Source organism: Streptomyces sp. NBC_01264 (assembly GCF_026340675.1).
GTDB lineage: Bacteria > Actinomycetota > Actinomycetes > Streptomycetales > Streptomycetaceae > Streptomyces.
The window spans coordinates 2,290,701-2,309,977 of the sequence record NZ_JAPEOX010000001.1 but is presented as its reverse complement, the minus strand read 5'-3'; the positions used below and the strand labels follow the sequence as shown (position 1 = coordinate 2,309,977).

Genomic DNA, 19,277 nt, shown 5'->3' with positions numbered 1-19,277 from the left:
ACGCGGGGAGGAAGCCCCCGGGAGGTCTCACTTCCCGGGGGCTTCCTCGTCCTCCCGCCGGAAGGCCTGCAGCATCCACGACGAGAAGGAACCCGTCACCGCGCCCAGCAGCGCCAGTCCGCCGGCCATCATGAACGCCGCGATGATCCGGCCCCCCGGGGTCACCGGGGCCATGTCCCCGTAGCCCACCGTCGTCAGCGTCTCGCACACCCACCACACCGCGTCCCCGAGCGTGAGGATCGAGGCTCCCGGGGCCCGGCGCTCGAAGTGGTGGACCCCGAGGGCGCCCGCGAAACCGAGCAGCCCGGCCGACAGGCCCGCGTACGACATCACGCGCGCGTACAGGTTCCGGCGCGGGCGGTTGTAGCGGGCCTGGATCGCGTCGTGGACCTTGACCATGCGCAGCGGCCGCAGCAGCGGCAGCAGCACGATCAGGGTGTCCAGCCAGTGCACGCGCACGAAGCGCAGGGGCCGCGTGCGGCTCAGCAGCAGCCGGGCCACGTAGTCCACGATGAAGCAGGCCCAGGTCAGTACGACCAGGCCGAGCCCGATGTCGCGCATCAGCGGGTGCGTCCGGTAGGCCAGTACGGAGAGGGTGTAGCCGGCGAGGAAGAGCAGGGAGGCGTAGAACAGGGGCAGCTCGGTCCGGCGTTCCCAGGCCTGGTCACCGGTCTCGGGTGCATCGTTCATGGGCCCAGCATCGCGTCCCGCCCACCGGTGTTCGCCCCGGCGACACGCCGCTCCGGGCCAAGGTCATATGCTGCATCCCATGACGATTGAGCCGGAGCAGCAGATCGGTGTGGGCACGCAGGACGCGTTCCAGCGTCTGTGGACGCCCCACCGGATGGCGTACATCCAGGGGGAGAACAAGCCGACCGGGCCGGAGGCCGGGGACGGCTGTCCCTTCTGCGGGATTCCGGAGATGTCGGACCAGGACGGGCTGGTCGTGGCCCGGGGCGAGCACGTCTACGCCGTGCTCAACCTCTACCCGTACAACGGCGGTCACCTGATGGTCGTGCCGTACCGGCACGTCGCCGATTACACGGACCTGGACGCCGCCGAGACCCTCGAGCTCGCCGACCTCACCAAGCGTGCGATGGTCGCGCTGCGCAAGGCCTCCGGTGCGCACGGGTTCAACATCGGCATGAACCAGGGCCAGGCCGCCGGGGCCGGCATCGCCGCGCACCTGCACCAGCACATCGTGCCCCGCTGGGGCGGGGACACGAACTTCATGCCGGTCGTGGGCCACACCAAGGTGCTGCCCCAACTCCTCGCGGACACCCGCCAGATGCTCGCGGACGCCTGGCCCACCGACTAGCTCCGGCCGGCCAGGGCCCACCGCCCAGGGCAGGCCGACCAGGGCAGGCCGACCAGGGCAGGCCGCGCGGAAGTCCGCGCGGCCTCACGCGTCGTAGACGTCCGCCTTGCGCGGTGCGGCGTCCTGGATCAGACCGCTGACGATGCTCGACCGGTTGGTGAAGCGGTCGGTGTCGACCCCGTTCTCCTCCAGGACGCGCATCGCGGCCTTGTGCACCGCGCGCAGGACCGGGGTCGCGGTGCGCATCGCGTCGTCCGCCATGAAGCGGTGCTCCCACGGCTGGTCCGCCCAGACGTGGCGGACGCCGAAGGGCTCCGGGAGGACGAGCTTGCCGCCCAGGAAGTCCAGGAGCGGCGGGTACCAGGTGAAGGGGGCGCGCACGGTGAGGCGGATGACCTCGTCCGTCTCGACCACCGGCCGCAGGAGCTCCACGGTCTCCCAGAACCGTACCGACTTGGCTACCTCGTCGGTCGGGGCCTTCGACTTCGTGCTGAACAGACTGTGCACGGGGCCGAGGGCGTGGCCGGTGACCTCCACGCGCAGGGTCTTGTAGAGCACGGTGACCGTGACCAGCATGGTGATGACGAGCTGGCCGTCCCAGACCGGGTACTGGATGCCGAGGTAGTGCCGGGTGCCCTTGTTGAACTGCTGCTCGTTGCAGATCCGTGTGATCTCGTGCGGCTTGACGAGGAAGGTGTCGACGTCCGCTCCGCTGGGGCGGGCGACCTCCTTGGCTCCCTTTCCGACGTGGGTGACGATCCAGTGCTGGATCGAAGCGGGCGGGAGGCCGCCGGTGTGCAGGGGCCCCCGCTCCAGTTTGCGGAGCTCGGTGTCGATGGCCCGGACGACGTCCCAGCTGCGGAAGGGATGGATCTCGGCGCCCTCGTTCCTGGGGGCGAGTTCCTCGGCCATCTGCCAGCTGCCCCAGCGGGTGCCCATGCCGAGGATTCCCTTGGGGCCGGCGTAGAAGGCGGCGTTGCTGCGGTCTTCCGCCGTGAGCTTGGCGAGGGAGTGGCGCAGGTCCTCCCGGGCCTTCTCGTCGGGGTTGCCGGGGACGGCTTCGGGAATCTTGGCGGCAACCCCTCCGCCGCCGTCGATGAGGCCGTCCCAGCGCGAGCGCAGGTCGGTGGCGGTGGCCTGGCAGAGCCGCCTGGCGAGGAACCAGCCGAGGACGGGGGCGATGACCATCGCGCGGACGTAGAGCCCCAGGAACCCGGTCACCGGGAGCCGGAACATCAGCACGGCGACCACCAGGCCCACGCCGACCAGCAGCGCCGTGCCCAGCCACGAGGCACGCTTGGCATCGGAGGAGGCCAGGGCCTTGCGGCCCCAGAAGAGCCCGAGCCACAGGAGTAGGCCCGGAAGGAAGGCCACGCCGCAGACCAGCATGATCAGGCGGAGCTTGCGGTCGCGCTCCTTGCGGATCCGCGAAGCGGCCAGACAGTGCTCGACGACCGTCTGCGGGTCGGCGCCGAAGGACTGGATGAGGGGCTTGCGGGTGGGCGGGATGGTGCGCGTCTCGACGGCGCGGCAGAAGGCCTCGCCGAGGTTGGGGGCGAGCTGGGGGATCTTGCCGGGCTTGATGACCGACTCGTAGTAGTCGTTGTTGGCCTCGAGTATCTTTTCCAGCTTGGTGTCGCGCCCGCCGTCCCGGTAGGCGGCAGACGCGAGGGCGTTGGTCGCGGCGGTCTGGCCGCCGCCGCCCTGGAGTGGGATCTGTGCCCCGGGCCTGAAGTCGAATCCGTCGTCCGCCACCGCTGCCCCCATCGCTGTGCGTCGTGCTCGTGTGCGGGCCTGCCCGCGATGCCGTCCGCGCCGGGTGGTGTTCCCGGTGCGGCGTTCCCGCTCACGCTCTCGGCCTACCCGCTTGGTCTACCCGTTCGGCCTGCCCGCCTCACGCGCGGACGAGCCTATCGGCCGATTCCTCCCCATGGTGATGGGACAGGTAAATGCCGCCCACCGCAAGCGGGTTGGGTGGGCGGCTTCAGTGACGCTATGTCAGTTGGCTTCCCTTCTCGGGCTGTTCGCGCAACTTGTCCGCTATCTGCGGCGGCATCGGCTCGTGCCGCGCGTACGTACGGCTGAACAGCCCCGTGCCGTGCGACACGGAGCGCAGCTCGACGGCGTACCGGCCGATCTCGATCTCGGGGATCTCGGCGAGGACCCGGGTGCGCCCGGTGCCCGCCGCATCGGTGCCCACGACGCGGCCCCGGCGTCCGGCGAGGTCGCTCATGACGGGGCCGACGTACTCGTCGGGGACGAGGACGGCGAGTTCGGCGACCGGTTCGAGGAGCTGGACCGGGGCCCCGGCGGCGGCTTCCCGCAGGGCGAGGGCGCCCGCGGTCTGGAAGGCGGCGTCGGAGGAGTCCACCGAGTGGGCCTTGCCGTCGAGCAGGGTGATGCGTACGTCGACCAGCGGGTAGCCGGCCGCGAGCCCCCGGGCGGCCTGCGCCCGGACTCCTTTCTCCACGGACGGGATGAACTGGCGCGGCACCGCTCCGCCGACGACCTTGTCGACGAACTCGATGCCGCTGCCCGGCGGCAGCGGCTCGACCTCGATCTCGCAGATGGCGAACTGGCCGTGCCCGCCGGACTGCTTCACGTGCCGCCCCCGGCCGCCGGCCTTGGCGCCGAAGGTCTCGCGGAGGCTGACCTTGTGCGGGACCGGGTCGACCTGGACCCCGTACCGGGTGCGCAGGCGTTCGAGGGCGAGGTCCTGATGGGCCTCGCCGAGGCACCACAGGACGAGCTGGCGGGTGTGCGGGTTCTGTTCGAGCCGCATGGTCGGGTCCTCGGCGACGAGCCGGGCCAGGCCCTGGGAGAGCTTGTCCTCGTCGGCCTTGCTGTGGGCCTCGATGGCGAGGGGGAGCAGCGGGTCGGGCATCGGCCAGGGCTCCATCAGGAGGGGGCCGTCCTTGGCGGAGAGGGTGTCGCCGGTTTCGGCGCGGGTGAGTTTGGCCACGCAGGCGAGATCGCCGGCGACGCAGTGGGTGAGGGTGCGCTGCTGTTTGCCGAAAGGCGAGGTCAGGGCGCCTATGCGCTCGTCCACATCGTGGTCCTCGTGTCCGCGGTCGGCGAGTCCGTGCCCGCTCACGTGGACCGTCTCGTCCGGGCGCAGGGTGCCGGAGAAGACGCGGACGAGCGAGACGCGGCCGACGTAGGGGTCGGAGGAGGTCTTCACCACCTCGGCGACGAGCGGTCCGGCGGGATCGCAGGTGACCGCGGGGCGGGCCGCGCCGTCGGGAGCGGTGACCCCGACGGGCGGGCGCTCCAGCGGAGTGGGGAAGCCGCCGGTGATCAGTTCGAGGAGTTCTACGGTGCCCAGGCCCTTGCGGGCGCCGTCGGCGGCCGGGGCGGCCATCAGGACGGGGTGGAAGGTGCCGCGGGCGACGGCCCGCTCCAGGTCGTCGACCAGGGTCTTGAGGTCGATGTCCTCGCCGCCGAGATAGCGGTCCATGAGGGTCTCGTCCTCGCTCTCGGCGATGATCCCCTCGATCAGCCGGGCGCGGGCGTCGGTGATGAGGGCGAGCTCGCCGGGGTCCGGGTCGCGTTCGGCGCGATCGCCGGACGAGTAGTCGTAGACCCGCTGGGAGAGCAGCCCGAGCAGTCCGGCCACCGGGGCGTGGCCGTCGGGGGCGGTGGGGCCGTGCAGGGGCAGGTAGAGCGGGCGCACGGCATCGGGGTCGTCCGCCCCGAAGGCGTCCCCGCACACCGTGGTCATCTGCGTGTAGTCGGCGCGGGCGGCCTCCAGGTGGGTCACGACGATGGCCCGGGGCATGCCGACGGCGGCGCATTCGTCCCAGACCATGCGGGTGGCGCCGGAGAGCCCGTCGCCGTCCTCCGCGGCCGAGACCACGAAGAGGGCCGCGTCGGCGGCCCGCAGCCCGGCCCGCAGCTCTCCGACGAAGTCGGCGTAACCGGGGGTGTCCAGGATGTTGATCTTGATCCCGGCCCACTCCACGGGGACCAGGGAGAGCTGGATGGAGCGCTGGCGGCGGTGTTCGATCTCGTCGTAGTCGGAGACGGTGGCGCCGTCCTCGACGCGCCCGGCCCGGTTCACGGCGCCGGCGGTCAGGGCCAGGGCTTCGACCAGGGTGGTCTTGCCGGATCCGCTGTGGCCGACCAGCACGACGTTCCGTACGGAGGCCGGGTGGTCGGCCGTCGGTGCTCTTCCGGCGGCTCCGGATTGGTGCGATGCGGCTCCCACGATGCTCGTACCTCCCGATTGGAGGGGGATGGAGAGGGATGGAGAGGGATGCGGAGGAAAAGGCCTCCTTCGAGCTTTGCACTGCCGTCACACGGCGTCCATACGTCGTACCGGAGGCGCGGAAACCGCGGGCGCGGCCCGACCCGGCGGGAACCGGCAGGACCCGGCGGGGGGTGCCCGCAAGGCCGTCCGGAACGTGGCGAACGGCCCGAGAACGGCCCGCGTCGTGTGAACCGGTGGGTGCGCGGCGCCGATGGCCCGGGGCCCTGGCTACGATGGGCCAGCCGGTGGCCGTGGTGGCCGTGCGGCCCAGCGACCCTCCGGGAAGGCCATGCTGAACAAGTACGCGCGTGCATTCTTCACGCGTGTTCTCACGCCATTCGCCGCTTTTCTGCTCCGGATGGGAGTGAGTCCCGACGCGGTCACCCTCATCGGCACGGCCGGAGTGGTGGCCGGAGCCCTGGTCTTCTTCCCCATGGGCGAGTTCTTCTGGGGCACGATCACCATCACGCTCTTCGTGTTCTCCGACCTGGTGGACGGGAACATGGCCCGCCAGGCCGGCGTCTCCAGCCGGTGGGGCGCGTTCCTCGACTCCACCCTCGACCGGGTGGCGGACGCGGCGATCTTCGGCGGACTCGCGCTCTGGTACGCGGGTTCCGGGAACAACAACGCGCTCTGCGCCGTCGCCATCTTCTGCCTGGCCAGCGGCCAGGTGGTCTCGTACACCAAGGCCCGGGGCGAGTCGATCGGCCTGCCGGTGGCCGTCAACGGGCTCATCGAGCGCGCCGAACGCCTGGTGATCACGCTGGTCGCGGCCGGTCTGTCCGGCCTGGAGACCTTCGGAGTCCCCTCGTGGATCGGCCTGCTGCTGCCGATCGCCCTCTGGGTGGTCGCCGCGGGCTCGCTCGTGACCCTGATCCAGCGCGTGGTGACCGTACGGCGCGAATCGGCGGAGGCCGACGCCGCCGCTGCCGCGGGAGCCCCCTCCGAAGGCGGTACGCCCTGATGGGCAAGGCACAGGACAAGCTGGTCGACGGGCTGTACGGGCTCGGCTGGGCCGGGGTCAAGAAGCTCCCCGAGCCGGCCGCGGGGGCCCTCGGCAGGCGGATCGCGGACTTCACCTGGAAGCGGCGCGGCAAGAGCGTGCTGCGCCTGGAGTCGAACCTGGCCCGGGTGGTGCCCGACGCGACGCCCGAGCGGCTGCGCGAGCTGTCGCACGCGGGCATGCGCTCCTACATGCGGTACTGGATGGAGTCCTTCCGGCTGCCGACCATGGCCAAGGAACGATTCAGCACCGACGTGGAGATGAAGGACGACCACATCCTGCGCGAGGCACTGGCCTCCGGGCGCGGAGTGGTCGTCGCCCTCCCGCACCTGGCCAACTGGGACCTCGCCGGCGCCTGGGCCGTCACCCACATCGGAGTCCCGTTCACCACGGTCGCCGAACGCCTCAAGCCGGAAACCCTCTACGACCGCTTCGTCGCCTACCGCGAGAGCCTGGGCATGGAGGTGCTCCCGCACAACGGCGGCGCCGCCTTCGGCACGCTCGCGCGTCGGCTGCGCTCCGGCGGGCTCGTCTGCCTGGTCGCGGACCGGGACCTGTCGGCCTCCGGGGTGGAAGTGGACTTCTTCGGCTCGACGGCGCGCATGCCGGCCGGCCCGGCGCTGCTCGCCCAGCAGACGGGCGCCGTCCTGCTCCCGGCGACCCTGTACTACGGGGACGCGCCGAAGATGTACGGCCGGATCCACCCCCCGGTGGAGGTGCCCGAGAAGGGCACCCGGCAGGAGAAGACGGCCGTCATGACGCAGGCGGTCGCCGACGCCTTCGCGCAGGGCATCGCCGAACACCCGCAGGACTGGCACATGCTCCAGCGGCTGTGGCTGGACGATCTGGAGATCGCCGGCCACGGCGTCGCCGCCCGGCCCGAGGAGCACGCCGCGTGAAGATCGGCATCGTCTGCCCGTACTCCTGGGACGTCCCCGGCGGGGTCCAGTTCCACATCCGGGACCTGGCGGAACACCTGATCGGCCTCGGCCACCAGGTGTCGGTCCTGGCCCCGGCGGACGACGAGACCCCGCTGCCCCCGTACGTGGTCTCGGCGGGGCGGGCGGTGCCGGTGCCGTACAACGGGTCGGTCGCCCGGCTCAACTTCGGCTTCCTGTCGGCCGCCCGCGTACGGCGCTGGCTGCACGACGGGGTCTTCGACGTGGTCCACATCCACGAACCCACCTCCCCCTCCCTGGGCCTGCTGACCTGCTGGGCGGCGTCCGGCCCGATCGTGGCCACCTTCCACACCTCCAACCCGCGCTCCCGGGCCATGCTCGCGGCGTACCCGATCCTGCAGCCGGCGCTGGAGAAGATCAGCGCCCGGATCGCGGTGAGCGAGTACGCGCGGCGCACGCTGGTCGAGCACCTCGGCGGGGACGCGGTGGTCATCCCCAACGGCGTGGACGTGGACTTCTTCGCCAAGGCCGAACCGAACCCGGCCTGGTCGGGCCGGACCCTCGGCTTCATCGGCCGCATCGACGAACCGCGCAAGGGCCTGCCGGTCCTGATGGCGGCCTTCCCGCGGATCGTGGCCGAGTGCCCGGACGTACGCCTCCTGGTGGCGGGCCGCGGCGACGAGGAGGAGGCCGTCGCCTCCCTCCCGCCCGAACTCCGCGCCCGGGTCGAGTTCCTCGGCATGGTCTCGGACGAGGACAAGGCGCGGCTGCTGCGCAGCGTGGACGTGTACGTGGCCCCGAACACGGGCGGCGAGAGCTTCGGCATCATCCTGGTCGAGGCCCTGTCGGCCGGCGCGGCCGTCCTTGCCGCCGACCTCGACGCCTTCGCGCAGGTCCTGGACCAGGGGTCGGCTGGGGCCCTCTTCACGAACGAGGACCCCGACTCCCTGGCGGCATCGGCGATCGCCCTCCTGCGCGATCCGGCCCGCCGCGCGGAACTGAGCACCCGGGGCGCGGCCCACGTACGCCGCTTCGACTGGTCGACGGTGGCGGCGGACATCCTGGCGGTCTACGAAACGGTCACGGACGGCGCGGCGGCGGTCGCGGAGGACGAACGAGTCCCCCTCCGAACCCGCCTGGGCCTCTCCCGCGAGGGGTAGCCCGTCCCGGCCCTTGCTGGGCCCCGGCCCCGGCCCCGGCACGGCCCCGGTCCCGGCCCCGGCCGGTTCTGGTCCCGCCCGGCCTGGCCGGACCCGGCCTGCCCGGGTCTCCGGCCCCGTCCGGGTGCGGCCGCTGTGGTCCGTCCGCCCGCGCGGGCCCCGGCTGCGGGTGTGCCGCTGCGCGTAGCGGAGTCCCCTACCCGCCCTTCCACCGTTCCCCGGGGCTCCGCCCCGGACCCGTTGCCGCGTGCGGCGCCGTTCCCGGGGGCCAGCCCCCGGACCCCCGCTCCTCAAACGCCGGAGGGGCTGAATTCGGCCGGCGTCGACCTGGGCGCAGTCCGGGACCCCTGCTTCAGCCGGTCCGGCGTTTGAGGACCGGGGTCCGGGCGGAGCCCGGGGAACGGTGGAAGGGCGGGTAGGGGACTTCGCCCCGCAGGGCCCGCCCGCACGCGCCCACCGGGGCCCGCGCCAGGCGGCGGTGGCGGCAACACCGCCCGGCCCCGCCGGCCGGAGGCTGGCGCAGCGGGGCGAAGCCCGCGCAGCGGTGCGAGCTCCGCGTCAAGAAGGTGCGCGGCGCGTCAAGAAGGTGCGCGGCGCGTCGAGAGGGGAGGCCCGCCAGGGCCGAGGCGCGCGAGCGGCGCATGGAAAGGTAAGGTCGCGGCCCGTGATCGAAACCCTTGTCTGGATTGCCCTGGGCCTCGGCCTCGTCGGCGTGTACCTCAGCTGGACCGCCGGCCGGCTCGACCGGCTGCACTCGCGGATGGACGCCGCCCGCGCCGCCCTCGACGCGCAGCTCGTCCGCCGGGCCTCCGTGGTGCTGGAAGTCGCGACCTCCGGGGTGCTGGACCCCGCCTCCTCCCTCGTCCTGTACGAGGCCGCGCACGCCGCCCGCCAGGCGGAGGAGGAGCACCGCGAGGTCGCCGAGAGCGAGCTCAGCCAGGCCCTGCGGGCCGTCTTCGCCGACGCGGAGCAGGTCGACGTGCTCAAGGCCGCGCCGGGCGGGGCGGAGGCCGCCGAGGAGCTCGCGGCGGCGGTCCGCCGGGTGCCGATGGCACGCCGGTTCCTCAACGACGCCGTCCGCGCGGCCCGCGCCCTGCGCCGGCACCGCAAGGTCCGCTGGTTCCGGCTGGCGGGCCACGCGCCCTTCCCGCTGGCCTTCGAGATGGACGACGAGCCTCCGGTGGATCTGGCCGAACGGCCGTAACTTGTACCCAATGGCCAAATCGCAAGGAGCCACCGGCTGCACATTGGCCCTTGCCGTGGACTGGTCCAGAAGGTTTCCTCGGTCGAGTACCACCAGATCGCCCTGGCGGTCGCCAGTAGCGCCTGAATCTTCCTTTCGAGTGAGGTCAATCCGTGAGCACGCTTCCCTCCACCCCGCAGTCCGCCGAGTCGGCGATCGGCACCTCCCGCGTCAAGCGCGGCATGGCCGAGCAGCTCAAGGGCGGCGTGATCATGGATGTGGTCAACGCCGAGCAGGCGAAGATCGCCGAGGATGCCGGCGCCGTGGCCGTCATGGCCCTCGAGCGGGTCCCCGCCGACATCCGCAAGGACGGAGGCGTCGCCCGGATGTCCGACCCGAACATGATCGAAGAGATCATCGAGGCCGTCTCCATCCCGGTCATGGCGAAGTCCCGCATCGGCCACTTCGTCGAGGCCCAGGTGCTCCAGTCCCTCGGCGTCGACTACATCGACGAGTCCGAGGTCCTGACCCCGGCCGACGAGGTCAACCACTCCGACAAGTGGGCGTTCACCACCCCCTTCGTCTGCGGCGCCACCAACCTGGGCGAGGCCCTGCGCCGCATCGCCGAGGGCGCGGCCATGATCCGTTCGAAGGGCGAGGCCGGTACCGGCAACGTCGTCGAGGCCGTCCGCCACCTGCGCCAGATCAAGAACGAGATCGCCCGCCTGCGCGGCTACGACAACAACGAGCTGTTCGCCGCCGCCAAGGAGCTGCGCGCCCCGTACGAGCTGGTCAAGGAAGTCGCCGAGCTCGGCAAGCTCCCGGTCGTGCTGTTCTCCGCCGGTGGCGTCGCCACCCCCGCCGACGCCGCGCTGATGCGCCAGCTCGGTGCCGAGGGCGTCTTCGTCGGCTCCGGCATCTTCAAGTCGGGCGACCCGGCCAAGCGCGCCGCCGCCATCGTGAAGGCCACCACCTTCTACGACGACCCGAAGATCATTGCGGACGCCTCCCGCAACCTGGGCGAGGCCATGGTCGGCATCAACTGCGACACCCTCCCCGAGTCCGAGCGCTACGCCAACCGCGGCTGGTAGTCATCACCATGACCACCCCCGTGATTGGTGTCCTGGCACTCCAGGGCGACGTACGGGAGCACCTGATCGCCCTGGCCTCGGCTGACGCCGTGGCCAGGCCGGTCCGGCGTCCCGAGGAGCTCGCCGAGGTCGACGCCCTGGTGATCCCCGGCGGCGAGTCCACGACGATGTCGAAGCTCGCCGTGCTGTTCGGCATGCTGGAGCCGCTGCGCGAGCGCGTACGGGCCGGGATGCCGGTCTACGGCACCTGCGCCGGCATGATCATGCTCGCGGACAAGCTGCTGGACGGCCGTGAGGACCAGGAGACCCTGGGCGGCATCGACATGATCGTGCGCCGCAACGCCTTCGGCCGGCAGAACGAGTCCTTCGAGGCGCAGGTCGACTTCGCCGGCATCGAGGGCGGTCCGGTGGAGGGCGTGTTCATCCGCGCTCCCTGGGTCGAGTCCGTCGGCGGCGCCGCCGAGGTGCTCGCCACGTACGACGGTCACACGGTCGCCGTGCGCCAGGGCAATGTCCTCGCCACCTCGTTCCACCCGGAGCTCACGGGTGACGACCGGGTCCACGCGTACTTCGTCGACATGGTGCGCGCGGGGCTGTAACGGTGTCCCGGTAGGATCTGAGGCGAACATTGTTGGTGACGCGAAGGAGACAGGCAGATGTCCGGCCACTCTAAATGGGCTACGACGAAGCACAAGAAGGCCGTGGTTGACGCCAAGCGCGGCAAGCTCTTCGCGAAGCTGATCAAGAACATCGAGGTCGCGGCCCGTATGGGCGGCGCCGACATCGATGGCAACCCGACCCTCTTCGACGCCATCCAGAAGGCGAAGAAGAGCTCGGTCCCGAACAAGAACATCGACTCCGCGGTCAAGCGCGGCGGCGGCCTCGAGGCCGGCGGCGCCGACTACGAGACGATCATGTACGAAGGCTACGGCCCGAACGGCGTCGCGGTGCTCATCGAGTGCCTCACCGACAACCGCAACCGTGCCGCGTCCGACGTGCGGGTCGCCATGACCCGCAACGGCGGTTCGATGGCCGACCCGGGCTCGGTCTCGTACCTGTTCAACCGCAAGGGCGTCGTCCTGCTGCCCAAGGGCGAGCTGTCCGAGGACGACGTGCTGGAGACGGTGCTCGAGGCGGGCGCGGAAGAGGTCAACGACCTCGGTGATCAGTTCGAGATCATCAGCGAGGCCACCGACATGGTCGCGGTCCGTACCGCGCTCCAGGGCGCCGGCATCGACTACGACTCGGCCGACTCCAACTTCCTGCCGACCATGCAGGTCGAGCTGGACGAGGAGGGCGCGCGCAAGATCTTCAAGCTGATCGACGCGCTGGAGGACAGCGACGACGTGCAGAACGTCTTCGCCAACTTCGACGTCTCGGACGAGGTCATGGAGAAGGTCGACGCCTGATCCCCCCTTGCGGCCAAACCGCCGCCGCTCTCGCGGACGTGGTTGCCCGCCGTCTGGGTTGCTCGATTGATGGTTGCTGTTTTGGACGGGCCGACAGGACACACCCTGTCGGCCCGTTCTTTGTCAGTGGTGCCGGATAGCCTGCACGAACACGGCCGGGTGATCGAGAGAGGGGGCGCGGTGCGCGTACTGGGCGTTGACCCGGGCCTGACCCGATGCGGTGTCGGTGTGGTCGAGGGGGTGGCGGGCCGCCCCCTGACGATGCTGGGCGTGGGGGTCGTACGGACGCCCGCGGACGCCGAGTTGGGCGACCGGCTCGTCGGCATCGAGCGGGGCATCGAGGAATGGCTCGACGAGTACCGTCCCGAAGTCCTCGCCGTGGAGCGGGTGTTCAGCCAGTACAACGTCAGTACGGTGATGGGCACCGCCCAGGCCAGTGCCGTCGCCATGCTGTGCGCCGCTCGCCGCGGCATACCGGTCGCGCTGCACACCCCGAGCGAGGTCAAGGCCGCCGTCACCGGCAGCGGGCGCGCCGACAAGGCGCAGGTCGGAGCCATGGTCACCCGACTGCTGCGGCTGTCCGCCCCGCCCAAGCCCGCCGACGCGGCGGACGCCCTCGCCCTCGCCATCTGCCACATCTGGCGCGCCCCCGCGCAGAACCGCCTCCAGCAGGCCGTCAACCGGCATGCCAGCGCCCTGAAAGGCCGCACCACATGATCGCCTTCGTCAGCGGCCCGGTCGCCGCGCTCGCCCCCACCCTGGCCGTCATCGAGGTCGGGGGAGTGGGCATGGCCGTGCACTGCACCCCGAACACCCTCGCGGGCCTGCGGACCGGTGAGCCGGCCCGGCTGGCGACGTCCCTGGTCGTACGGGAGGACTCGCTGACGCTGTACGGCTTCGCCGACGACGACGAGCGCCAGGTCTTCGAGCTCCTGCAGACCGCGAGCGGGGTCGGACCGAAGCTCGCCCAGGCCATGCTGGCGGTGCACAGCCCGGACGCGCTCCGCGTAGCCGTGTCGGTGGGGGACGAGAAGGCGCTGATGGCCGTCTCCGGCATCGGGAAGAAGGGCGCGCAGAAGCTCCTGCTGGACCTCAAGGACAAGCTCGGCGCGCCGCTGGGATCGAGCGGCATGGTCGGCGCGCAGCGCGCGGCGGCCTCCGGCCCGGCCCCGTGGTCGGAGCAGCTCTCCGCCGCCCTGGTCGGCCTCGGGTACGCGCCCCGGGACGCGGAGGAGGCCGTCTCGGCGGTGACCCCGCAGGCGGAGGAGGCCATCGCCGCCGGCGGCTCGGCCCCGGTTCCGCAGCTCCTGCGAGCCGCGCTCCAGTCCCTGAACCGGACCCGGTAAGAGGGTGCGGCGCCGTTGCCGGGGGCCGGCCCCCGCCCCCCGCTCCTCAAACGCCGGAGGGGCTGGATCCGGCTGATGTCCGGCTCCCCGCGCACGGAGCACGCAGCGGGCCCGGGCGGGCCGAGGCAGGCCACCACCCAGCCCCTCCGGCGTTCGAGGAGCGGGTACCGGGGCGGAGCCCCGGGAAACGGCCCGCGCACAGACCACCGCACCACCGAGAAGGCAGACTGACACCGTGAACTGGGATGACGAGAGCGACGACCGGATCGTCGCAGCCGCGGCGGACGGCGAGGACACCGCCGTCGAGGCGGCCCTGCGACCCAAGGACCTCGGTGAGTTCGTCGGGCAGGAGAAGGTCCGCCAGCAGCTGGACCTCGTCCTCAAGGCGGCCCGCCAGCGCGGCGCCACCGCCGACCACGTGCTGCTGTCGGGCGCCCCGGGCCTGGGGAAGACCACCCTGTCCATGATCATCGCGGCCGAGATGGGTGCGCCCATCCGGATCACCTCCGGACCCGCCATCCAGCACGCGGGCGACCTCGCCGCCATCCTCTCCTCCCTCCAGGAGGGCGAGGTCCTCTTCCTCGACGAGATCCACCGCATGTCCCGGCCCGCCGAGGAAATGCTCTACATGGCCATGGAGGACTTCCGCGTCGACGTGATCGTCGGCAAGGGTCCGGGGGCCACCGCCATCCCGCTGGAACTTCCCCCGTTCACCCTCGTCGGGGCCACGACCCGGGCCGGCCTGCTCCCGCCCCCGCTGCGCGACCGCTTCGGGTTCACCGGCCACATGGAGTTCTACGCCCCCGAGGAGCTGGAGCGCGTCATCCACCGCTCCGCGCGCCTCCTCGACGTGGAGATCGACACCGCCGGCGCCGCCGAGATCGCCGGCCGCTCGCGCGGAACCCCCCGTATCGCCAACCGGCTGCTGCGCCGCGTCCGCGACTACGCCCAGGTCAGGGCCGACGGCGTGATCAACCGGGAGGTCGCCGGCACCGCCCTGAAGGTCTACGAGGTCGACGAGCGCGGGCTCGACCGGCTGGACCGGGCCGTCCTGGAGGCGCTCCTGAAGCTCTTCGGCGGGGGGCCCGTCGGCCTGTCGACGCTCGCCGTCGCCGTCGGTGAGGAGCGGGAGACCGTCGAGGAGGTGGCCGAGCCGTTCCTCGTACGGGAGGGGCTCCTGGCAAGGACCCCGCGGGGGCGGGTCGCGACCCCCGCCGCATGGGCTCACCTGGGACTTGTGCCACCACAGCAGGGCGCGAACGGATCAAGCGGACAACAGGGCCTCTTCGGGACCTGACGGCGCGGAGGTTCGCCCCCTCAGGAACTGCGGTGACATGCTGGGCGTTGTTCCATCGGTGCGGACTCGCCTAGACTCCGCCGATGCCGACCCTTACGGTCGGCGTACCCACCCCCCGTACAAAGGCCGTGCGCTCGTGCGGTCGATGCGAAGGACCTGCGTCCCGTGAATATCATGTCCCTCCTTCCGTTCGTGCTGATCATCGGGGCGATGTTCCTGCTGACCCGCAGCCAGAAGAAGAAGCAGCAGCAGGCCGTGCAGATGCGCGACCAGCTGACCGCCGGCACCGGCGTCCGCACCATCGGCGGCATGTACGCCACGGTGAAGGAGATCGGCGAAGACACCGTCACGCTCGAGGTGGCTCCCGGCGTCTACGCGCTCTACGCGAAGAACTCCATCGGCGCCGTGCTGGAGGACGAGGAGTACAACCGCATCGTCCACGGCATCACCGATGATCTGACGATCGACACGCCGGTCGTCCCCGACGACGCGTCCTCCCTGACCGGGGACGAGGCCCCCAAGCTCGACCTGGGCAAGAAGGACGAGCCCAAGGCCGACGAGCCCGCGGCGGAGGAGCCCAAGGGCGACGAGCCCAAGGACGGCAAGACCGACGGCGAGGCCGGCGCGAAGTAGCGCTGGGCCGGGGACCGAGCGGGGCGCCAGACCGGCAGCCCCGTCGGTCCCCGCCAGTGACCCTTCTGCGGGGGGCAGGGGTCCCCACACACATTTCGTGGCCGTCGACGCGCTGACCCGGCGCCGGACGGTTGGACAGGGAGATACGACAAGGTGGCAGCACCGAAGAAGGGCCGGCGGCCCACGGGGGCTCAGGGGAGGCCGGGGCGTTCCCTGGCCATCATCCTGATCGCGATGGTGGCGCTCACCGCGGGGATGTTCCTCACGAAGCAGACGACGCCGCGACTCGGCATCGACCTCGCCGGCGGTACGAGCATCACGCTCAAGGCCAAGAGCGAGCCCGGTAAGCCGGACGCGATCAACGAGACCAACATGAACACGGCGATCGGCATCATCGAACGCCGCGTCAACGGTCTGGGCGTCTCCGAGGCCGAGGTCCAGAAGCAGGGCACGGACCACATCATCGTGAACATCCCCAAGGGGACGAACGAGCAGCAGGCGCGCGAGCAGGTCGGCACCACCGCCCAGCTCTACTTCCGCCCCGTGCTCGCCGTCACCGAGGGTGCCCCGGCACCTCCGGAGGCCGAGTCGAGCGGTTCCCCGAGCGCCGCCCCGAGCGGCTCGGGCAGCCCGTCCGCCAAGGCCACCCCGTCGTCCAGCGCCACTTCCCAGGGCCGTGCGGTCAGTGAGGCCCTCAAGGCCCCGAACGCCCCCTCTCCCTCGCCCTCGGCGAGCGAGTCGAAGAAGGCAGACGACAAGGCGACCCCGTCCACGTCGCCGTCCGCGACCTCCGCCGACCAGGCCGCCGCGGCGGCCCTGCAGGCGAAGTTCGCCGCGCTGGACTGCACCAACGAGGCGCAGCGCACCGCCGCCACCAAGAACGTCAAGCCCGAGGACCCGACGCTCGCCTGCGGCAAGCGCGACGGCGTCTGGTACAAGTGGGTGCTCGGTCCGGCCCAGGTCAACGGCCAGGACGTCAAGGACGCCAAGGGCATCATCGACCAGCAGCGTGGCATCTGGATCGTCACGATGCAGTTCACCGACAAGGGCGCCGACAAGTTCGCCAAGATCACCGGTGAGCTCGCGGCCAAGCAGCCCCCGCAGAACCAGTTCGCCATCGTGCTCGACGGCGAGGTCATCTCCGACCCCAACGTCCGCGAGGCGCTGACGGGCGGCAACGCCGAGATCTCCGGCGGTTTCACCCAGCAGTCCGCGATGGACCTGGGCAACATGCTCTCGTACGGCGCCCTGCCGCTGTCCTTCCAGGAGGACAGCGTCACCACCGTCTCCGCCGCGCTCGGCGGCGAGCAGCTGAAGGCCGGCCTCATCGCCGGCGCCATCGGCCTCGCCCTCGTCGTGATCTACCTGCTGGCGTACTACCGGGGCCTGGCGTTCGTCGCCATCATCAGCCTCATCGTCTCCGGCATCCTCACGTACACGATCATGGCGCTGCTCGGTAAGGGCATCGGCTTCGCGCTGAACCTGCCTGCCGTCTGTGGTGCGATCGTCGCGATCGGCATCACCGCGGACTCGTTCATCGTGTACTTCGAACGCATCCGCGACGAGATCCGCGAGGGCCGCACCCTGCGTCCGGCCGTCGAGCGCGCCTGGCCCCGTGCCCGTCGCACCATCCTGGTCTCCGACTTCGTGTCGTTCCTGGCGGCCGCGGTCCTGTTCATCGTCACCGTCGGCAAGGTGCAGGGCTTCGCCTTCACCCTGGGTCTGACGACCCTGCTGGACGTGGTCGTGGTGTTCCTCTTCACCAAGCCCGTCATGACGCTGCTGGCCCGTACGAACTTCTTCGCCAGCGGTCACCCGTGGTCCGGGCTGGACCCGAAGCGACTGGGCGCCAAGCCGCCGCTGCGACGCTCGCGTCGTACCGGCTCCGGCGCGGCCGCCGCGACCGTCTCCGTTCCCGTCGACGCAAAGGAGGCGTGAGAGATGTCGAAGCTCGGAGATCTCGGCGCCAAGCTGTACCGGGGTGAGGTCGGCTACGACTTCGTCGGCAAGCGCTTCGTCTGGTACGGCGTTTCCATCCTGATCACCATCACGGCGATCGTGGCCCTGGCCGTTCAGGGCCTCAACATGGGCATCGAGTTCAAGGGTGGTGCCGTCTTCACCACCCCGAAGTCCACCATCTCGGAGACCCACGCCCGCGAGGTCGCGGAGAAGGCCTCCGGCCACGACGCGGTCGTCCAGAAGCTCGGCACCGGCGCCCTGCGCATCCAGATCTCGGATCTGGACACCAACGCCGCGGCCGACGTGAAGACGAAGCTCGCCGCCGACTTCAAGATGGACGCGGGCCAGATCAACGCGGACCTGGTCGGCCCCAGCTGGGGCGAGCAGATCGCCAACAAGGCGTGGACCGGCCTCGGCGTGTTCATGGTCCTCGTGGTGATCTACCTGGCCATCGCCTTCGAGTGGCGGATGGCGATCGCGGCGCTCATCGCCCTGATCCACGACCTCACGATCACCGTCGGCGTGTACGCGCTGGTCGGCTTCGAGGTCACCCCGGGTACGGTCATCGGTCTGCTGACCATCCTCGGTTACTCCCTCTACGACACCGTCGTCGTCTTCGACGGTCTCAAGGAGGGCTCGAAGGACATCACCAAGCAGAGCCGCTGGACGTACAGCGAGGTCGCCAACCGCAGCATCAACGGCACCCTGGTCCGCTCGATCAACACCACCGTCGTGGCCCTGCTCCCTGTCGGGGCGCTGCTCTTCATCGGTGGCGGCTTCCTGGGCGCCGGCATGCTGAACGACATCTCGCTGTCGCTGTTCGTCGGCCTCGCGGCCGGTGCCTACTCGTCGATCTTCATCGCGACCCCGCTGGTCGTGGACCTGAAGGAGCGCGAGCCGGCGATGAAGGCCCTGAAGAAGCGGGTGCTCGCGAAGCGGGCGTCGGCCGAGGCCAGGGGCGAATCGCCCGAGGACGCCGGCACCGAAGAGTCCTCCGAGGCAGTGGCGCAGGGCCGGTCGGGACGGCGCCGGTGACCACGGAGCTGCCCTCCGGCGTACGGGACCTGCTGCTCAGCAGGATCACGGACGTCGAGGACTACCCGAAGCCGGGCGTGATGTTCAAGGACATCACCCCGCTGCTGGCCGACCCGAAGGCGTTCGGCGCCCTCACGGACGCGCTGGTGGCCCTGGCCGGGCAGTACGGAGCGACGAAGATCGTCGGGCTGGAGGCGCGGGGATTCATCCTGGCGGCTCCGGTGGCCGTGCAGGCGGGCATCGGCTTCGTGCCGGTCCGCAAGGCCGGGAAGCTGCCCGGGGCCACGCTCCTGCAGTCCTACGACCTGGAGTACGGGTCGGCGGAGATCGAGATCCACGCGGAGGCGCTGTGCGCGGATGACCGGGTCATGGTCATCGACGACGTACTGGCCACCGGCGGTACCGCGGCGGCCTCGCTGGAGCTGATCCGGCGGGCCGGGGCGGAGGTCGCGGGGGTCGCGGTCCTGATGGAGCTCTCGTTCCTGCCGGGGCGTGAGCGGCTGGTGCCCGTACTGGGCGATGCGCCGCTGGACGCGCTGATCGTGGTCTGACGACGCTGACTGTGAAGCGGGCGCGCCCCGGGGGAATCCCGGGGCGCGCCCGCTTCCGCGTGTGCGGGGTGCTGCGTGGGGGCTTGTCCCCTACCCGCCCTTCCACCGTTCCCCGGGGCTCCGCCCCGGACCCCGGTCCTCAAA

General features: G+C 71.2%; 18 protein-coding genes. 15 read left to right on the top strand and 3 right to left on the bottom strand.

What is annotated here, in order from left to right; genetic code table 11:
* Nucleotides 1-27: 27 nt before the first annotated feature.
* A complete protein-coding gene (locus OG435_RS10515; protein ID WP_266876550.1) occupies nt 28-690 on the bottom strand; it encodes a potassium channel family protein in 663 nt (220 codons plus the stop codon).
* Between the two features lie 67 nt (nt 691-757).
* On the opposite strand from OG435_RS10515, the gene OG435_RS10510 reads away from it, so the two are divergent.
* Nucleotides 758-1,318 carry an HIT family protein gene (locus tag OG435_RS10510; RefSeq protein WP_266876549.1) on the top strand — a complete coding sequence of 187 codons (561 nt, stop codon included), beginning with the start codon at nt 758-760 and terminating at the stop codon, nt 1,316-1,318.
* A gap of 84 nt (nt 1,319-1,402) precedes the next feature.
* Here OG435_RS10510 and OG435_RS10505 read toward each other — a convergent pair whose 3' ends face one another.
* The gene (locus OG435_RS10505; protein ID WP_266876548.1) at nt 1,403-3,073 is read right to left on the bottom strand and encodes a hypothetical protein; all 1,671 of its coding nucleotides are present in this window, start codon (nt 3,071-3,073) and stop codon (nt 1,403-1,405) included.
* A gap of 238 nt (nt 3,074-3,311) precedes the next feature.
* Nucleotides 3,312-5,525 carry an elongation factor G-like protein EF-G2 gene (locus tag OG435_RS10500; RefSeq protein ID WP_266876547.1) on the bottom strand — a complete coding sequence of 738 codons (2,214 nt, stop codon included), beginning with the start codon at nt 5,523-5,525 and terminating at the stop codon, nt 3,312-3,314.
* Between the two features lie 331 nt (nt 5,526-5,856).
* Here OG435_RS10500 and pgsA point away from each other — a divergent pair, with 331 nt between their 5' ends.
* The 14 genes from pgsA to OG435_RS10430 all read left to right on the top strand — a co-directional run bounded on the left by pgsA (nt 5,857) and on the right by OG435_RS10430 (nt 19,133).
* The gene (gene pgsA, locus OG435_RS10495; protein ID WP_266876546.1) at nt 5,857-6,531 is read left to right on the top strand and encodes a phosphatidylinositol phosphate synthase; all 675 of its coding nucleotides are present in this window, start codon (nt 5,857-5,859) and stop codon (nt 6,529-6,531) included.
* Nucleotides 6,531-7,469: a phosphatidylinositol mannoside acyltransferase gene (locus OG435_RS10490; RefSeq protein ID WP_266876545.1), complete on the top strand. Its 939-nt coding sequence runs from the start codon at nt 6,531-6,533 to the stop codon at nt 7,467-7,469. Before pgsA ends, OG435_RS10490 begins: the two co-directional genes overlap by 1 nt.
* Nucleotides 7,466-8,629: a glycosyltransferase family 4 protein gene (locus OG435_RS10485; RefSeq protein ID WP_266876544.1), complete on the top strand. Its 1,164-nt coding sequence runs from the start codon at nt 7,466-7,468 to the stop codon at nt 8,627-8,629. The genes OG435_RS10490 and OG435_RS10485 overlap by 4 nt, the downstream gene beginning before the upstream one ends.
* A gap of 664 nt (nt 8,630-9,293) precedes the next feature.
* On the top strand, nt 9,294-9,833 hold the full coding sequence (locus tag OG435_RS10480; RefSeq protein WP_266876543.1) for a hypothetical protein: 540 nt from the start codon (nt 9,294-9,296) through the stop codon (nt 9,831-9,833).
* A gap of 152 nt (nt 9,834-9,985) precedes the next feature.
* A complete protein-coding gene (gene pdxS / locus OG435_RS10475; protein ID WP_030294529.1) occupies nt 9,986-10,903 on the top strand; it encodes a pyridoxal 5'-phosphate synthase lyase subunit PdxS in 918 nt (305 codons plus the stop codon).
* Nucleotides 10,904-10,911: 8 nt separating this feature from the next.
* Complete coding sequence (pdxT, locus tag OG435_RS10470) at nt 10,912-11,502, top strand: pyridoxal 5'-phosphate synthase glutaminase subunit PdxT (protein WP_250744713.1); 591 nt, start codon at nt 10,912-10,914, stop codon at nt 11,500-11,502.
* A gap of 57 nt (nt 11,503-11,559) precedes the next feature.
* Entirely contained in the window at nt 11,560-12,312 is a 753-nt protein-coding gene (locus tag OG435_RS10465) for a YebC/PmpR family DNA-binding transcriptional regulator (RefSeq protein WP_266876542.1), read from the top strand.
* 180 nt (nt 12,313-12,492) lie between these two features.
* Nucleotides 12,493-13,029, top strand: a complete 537-nt coding sequence (gene ruvC / locus OG435_RS10460; RefSeq protein WP_266881618.1) for a crossover junction endodeoxyribonuclease RuvC — start codon at nt 12,493-12,495, stop codon at nt 13,027-13,029.
* Complete coding sequence (gene ruvA, locus OG435_RS10455) at nt 13,026-13,658, top strand: Holliday junction branch migration protein RuvA (protein ID WP_266876541.1); 633 nt, start codon at nt 13,026-13,028, stop codon at nt 13,656-13,658. The genes ruvC and ruvA overlap by 4 nt, the downstream gene beginning before the upstream one ends.
* Nucleotides 13,659-13,893: 235 nt before the next feature.
* The gene (gene ruvB / locus OG435_RS10450; RefSeq protein ID WP_266876540.1) at nt 13,894-14,955 is read left to right on the top strand and encodes a Holliday junction branch migration DNA helicase RuvB; all 1,062 of its coding nucleotides are present in this window, start codon (nt 13,894-13,896) and stop codon (nt 14,953-14,955) included.
* 165 nt (nt 14,956-15,120) lie between these two features.
* Complete coding sequence (gene yajC / locus OG435_RS10445; RefSeq protein WP_266876539.1) at nt 15,121-15,588, top strand: preprotein translocase subunit YajC; 468 nt, start codon at nt 15,121-15,123, stop codon at nt 15,586-15,588.
* 153 nt (nt 15,589-15,741) lie between these two features.
* Entirely contained in the window at nt 15,742-17,526 is a 1,785-nt protein-coding gene (gene secD, locus OG435_RS10440; RefSeq protein ID WP_266876538.1) for a protein translocase subunit SecD, read from the top strand.
* Nucleotides 17,527-17,529: 3 nt separating this feature from the next.
* Nucleotides 17,530-18,582, top strand: coding sequence for a protein translocase subunit SecF (secF, locus tag OG435_RS10435; protein ID WP_266876537.1), 1,053 nt, complete (start codon nt 17,530-17,532; stop codon nt 18,580-18,582).
* A complete protein-coding gene (locus OG435_RS10430) occupies nt 18,579-19,133 on the top strand; it encodes an adenine phosphoribosyltransferase (protein ID WP_266876536.1) in 555 nt (184 codons plus the stop codon). The genes secF and OG435_RS10430 overlap by 4 nt, the downstream gene beginning before the upstream one ends.
* Nucleotides 19,134-19,277: the final 144 nt, after the last annotated feature.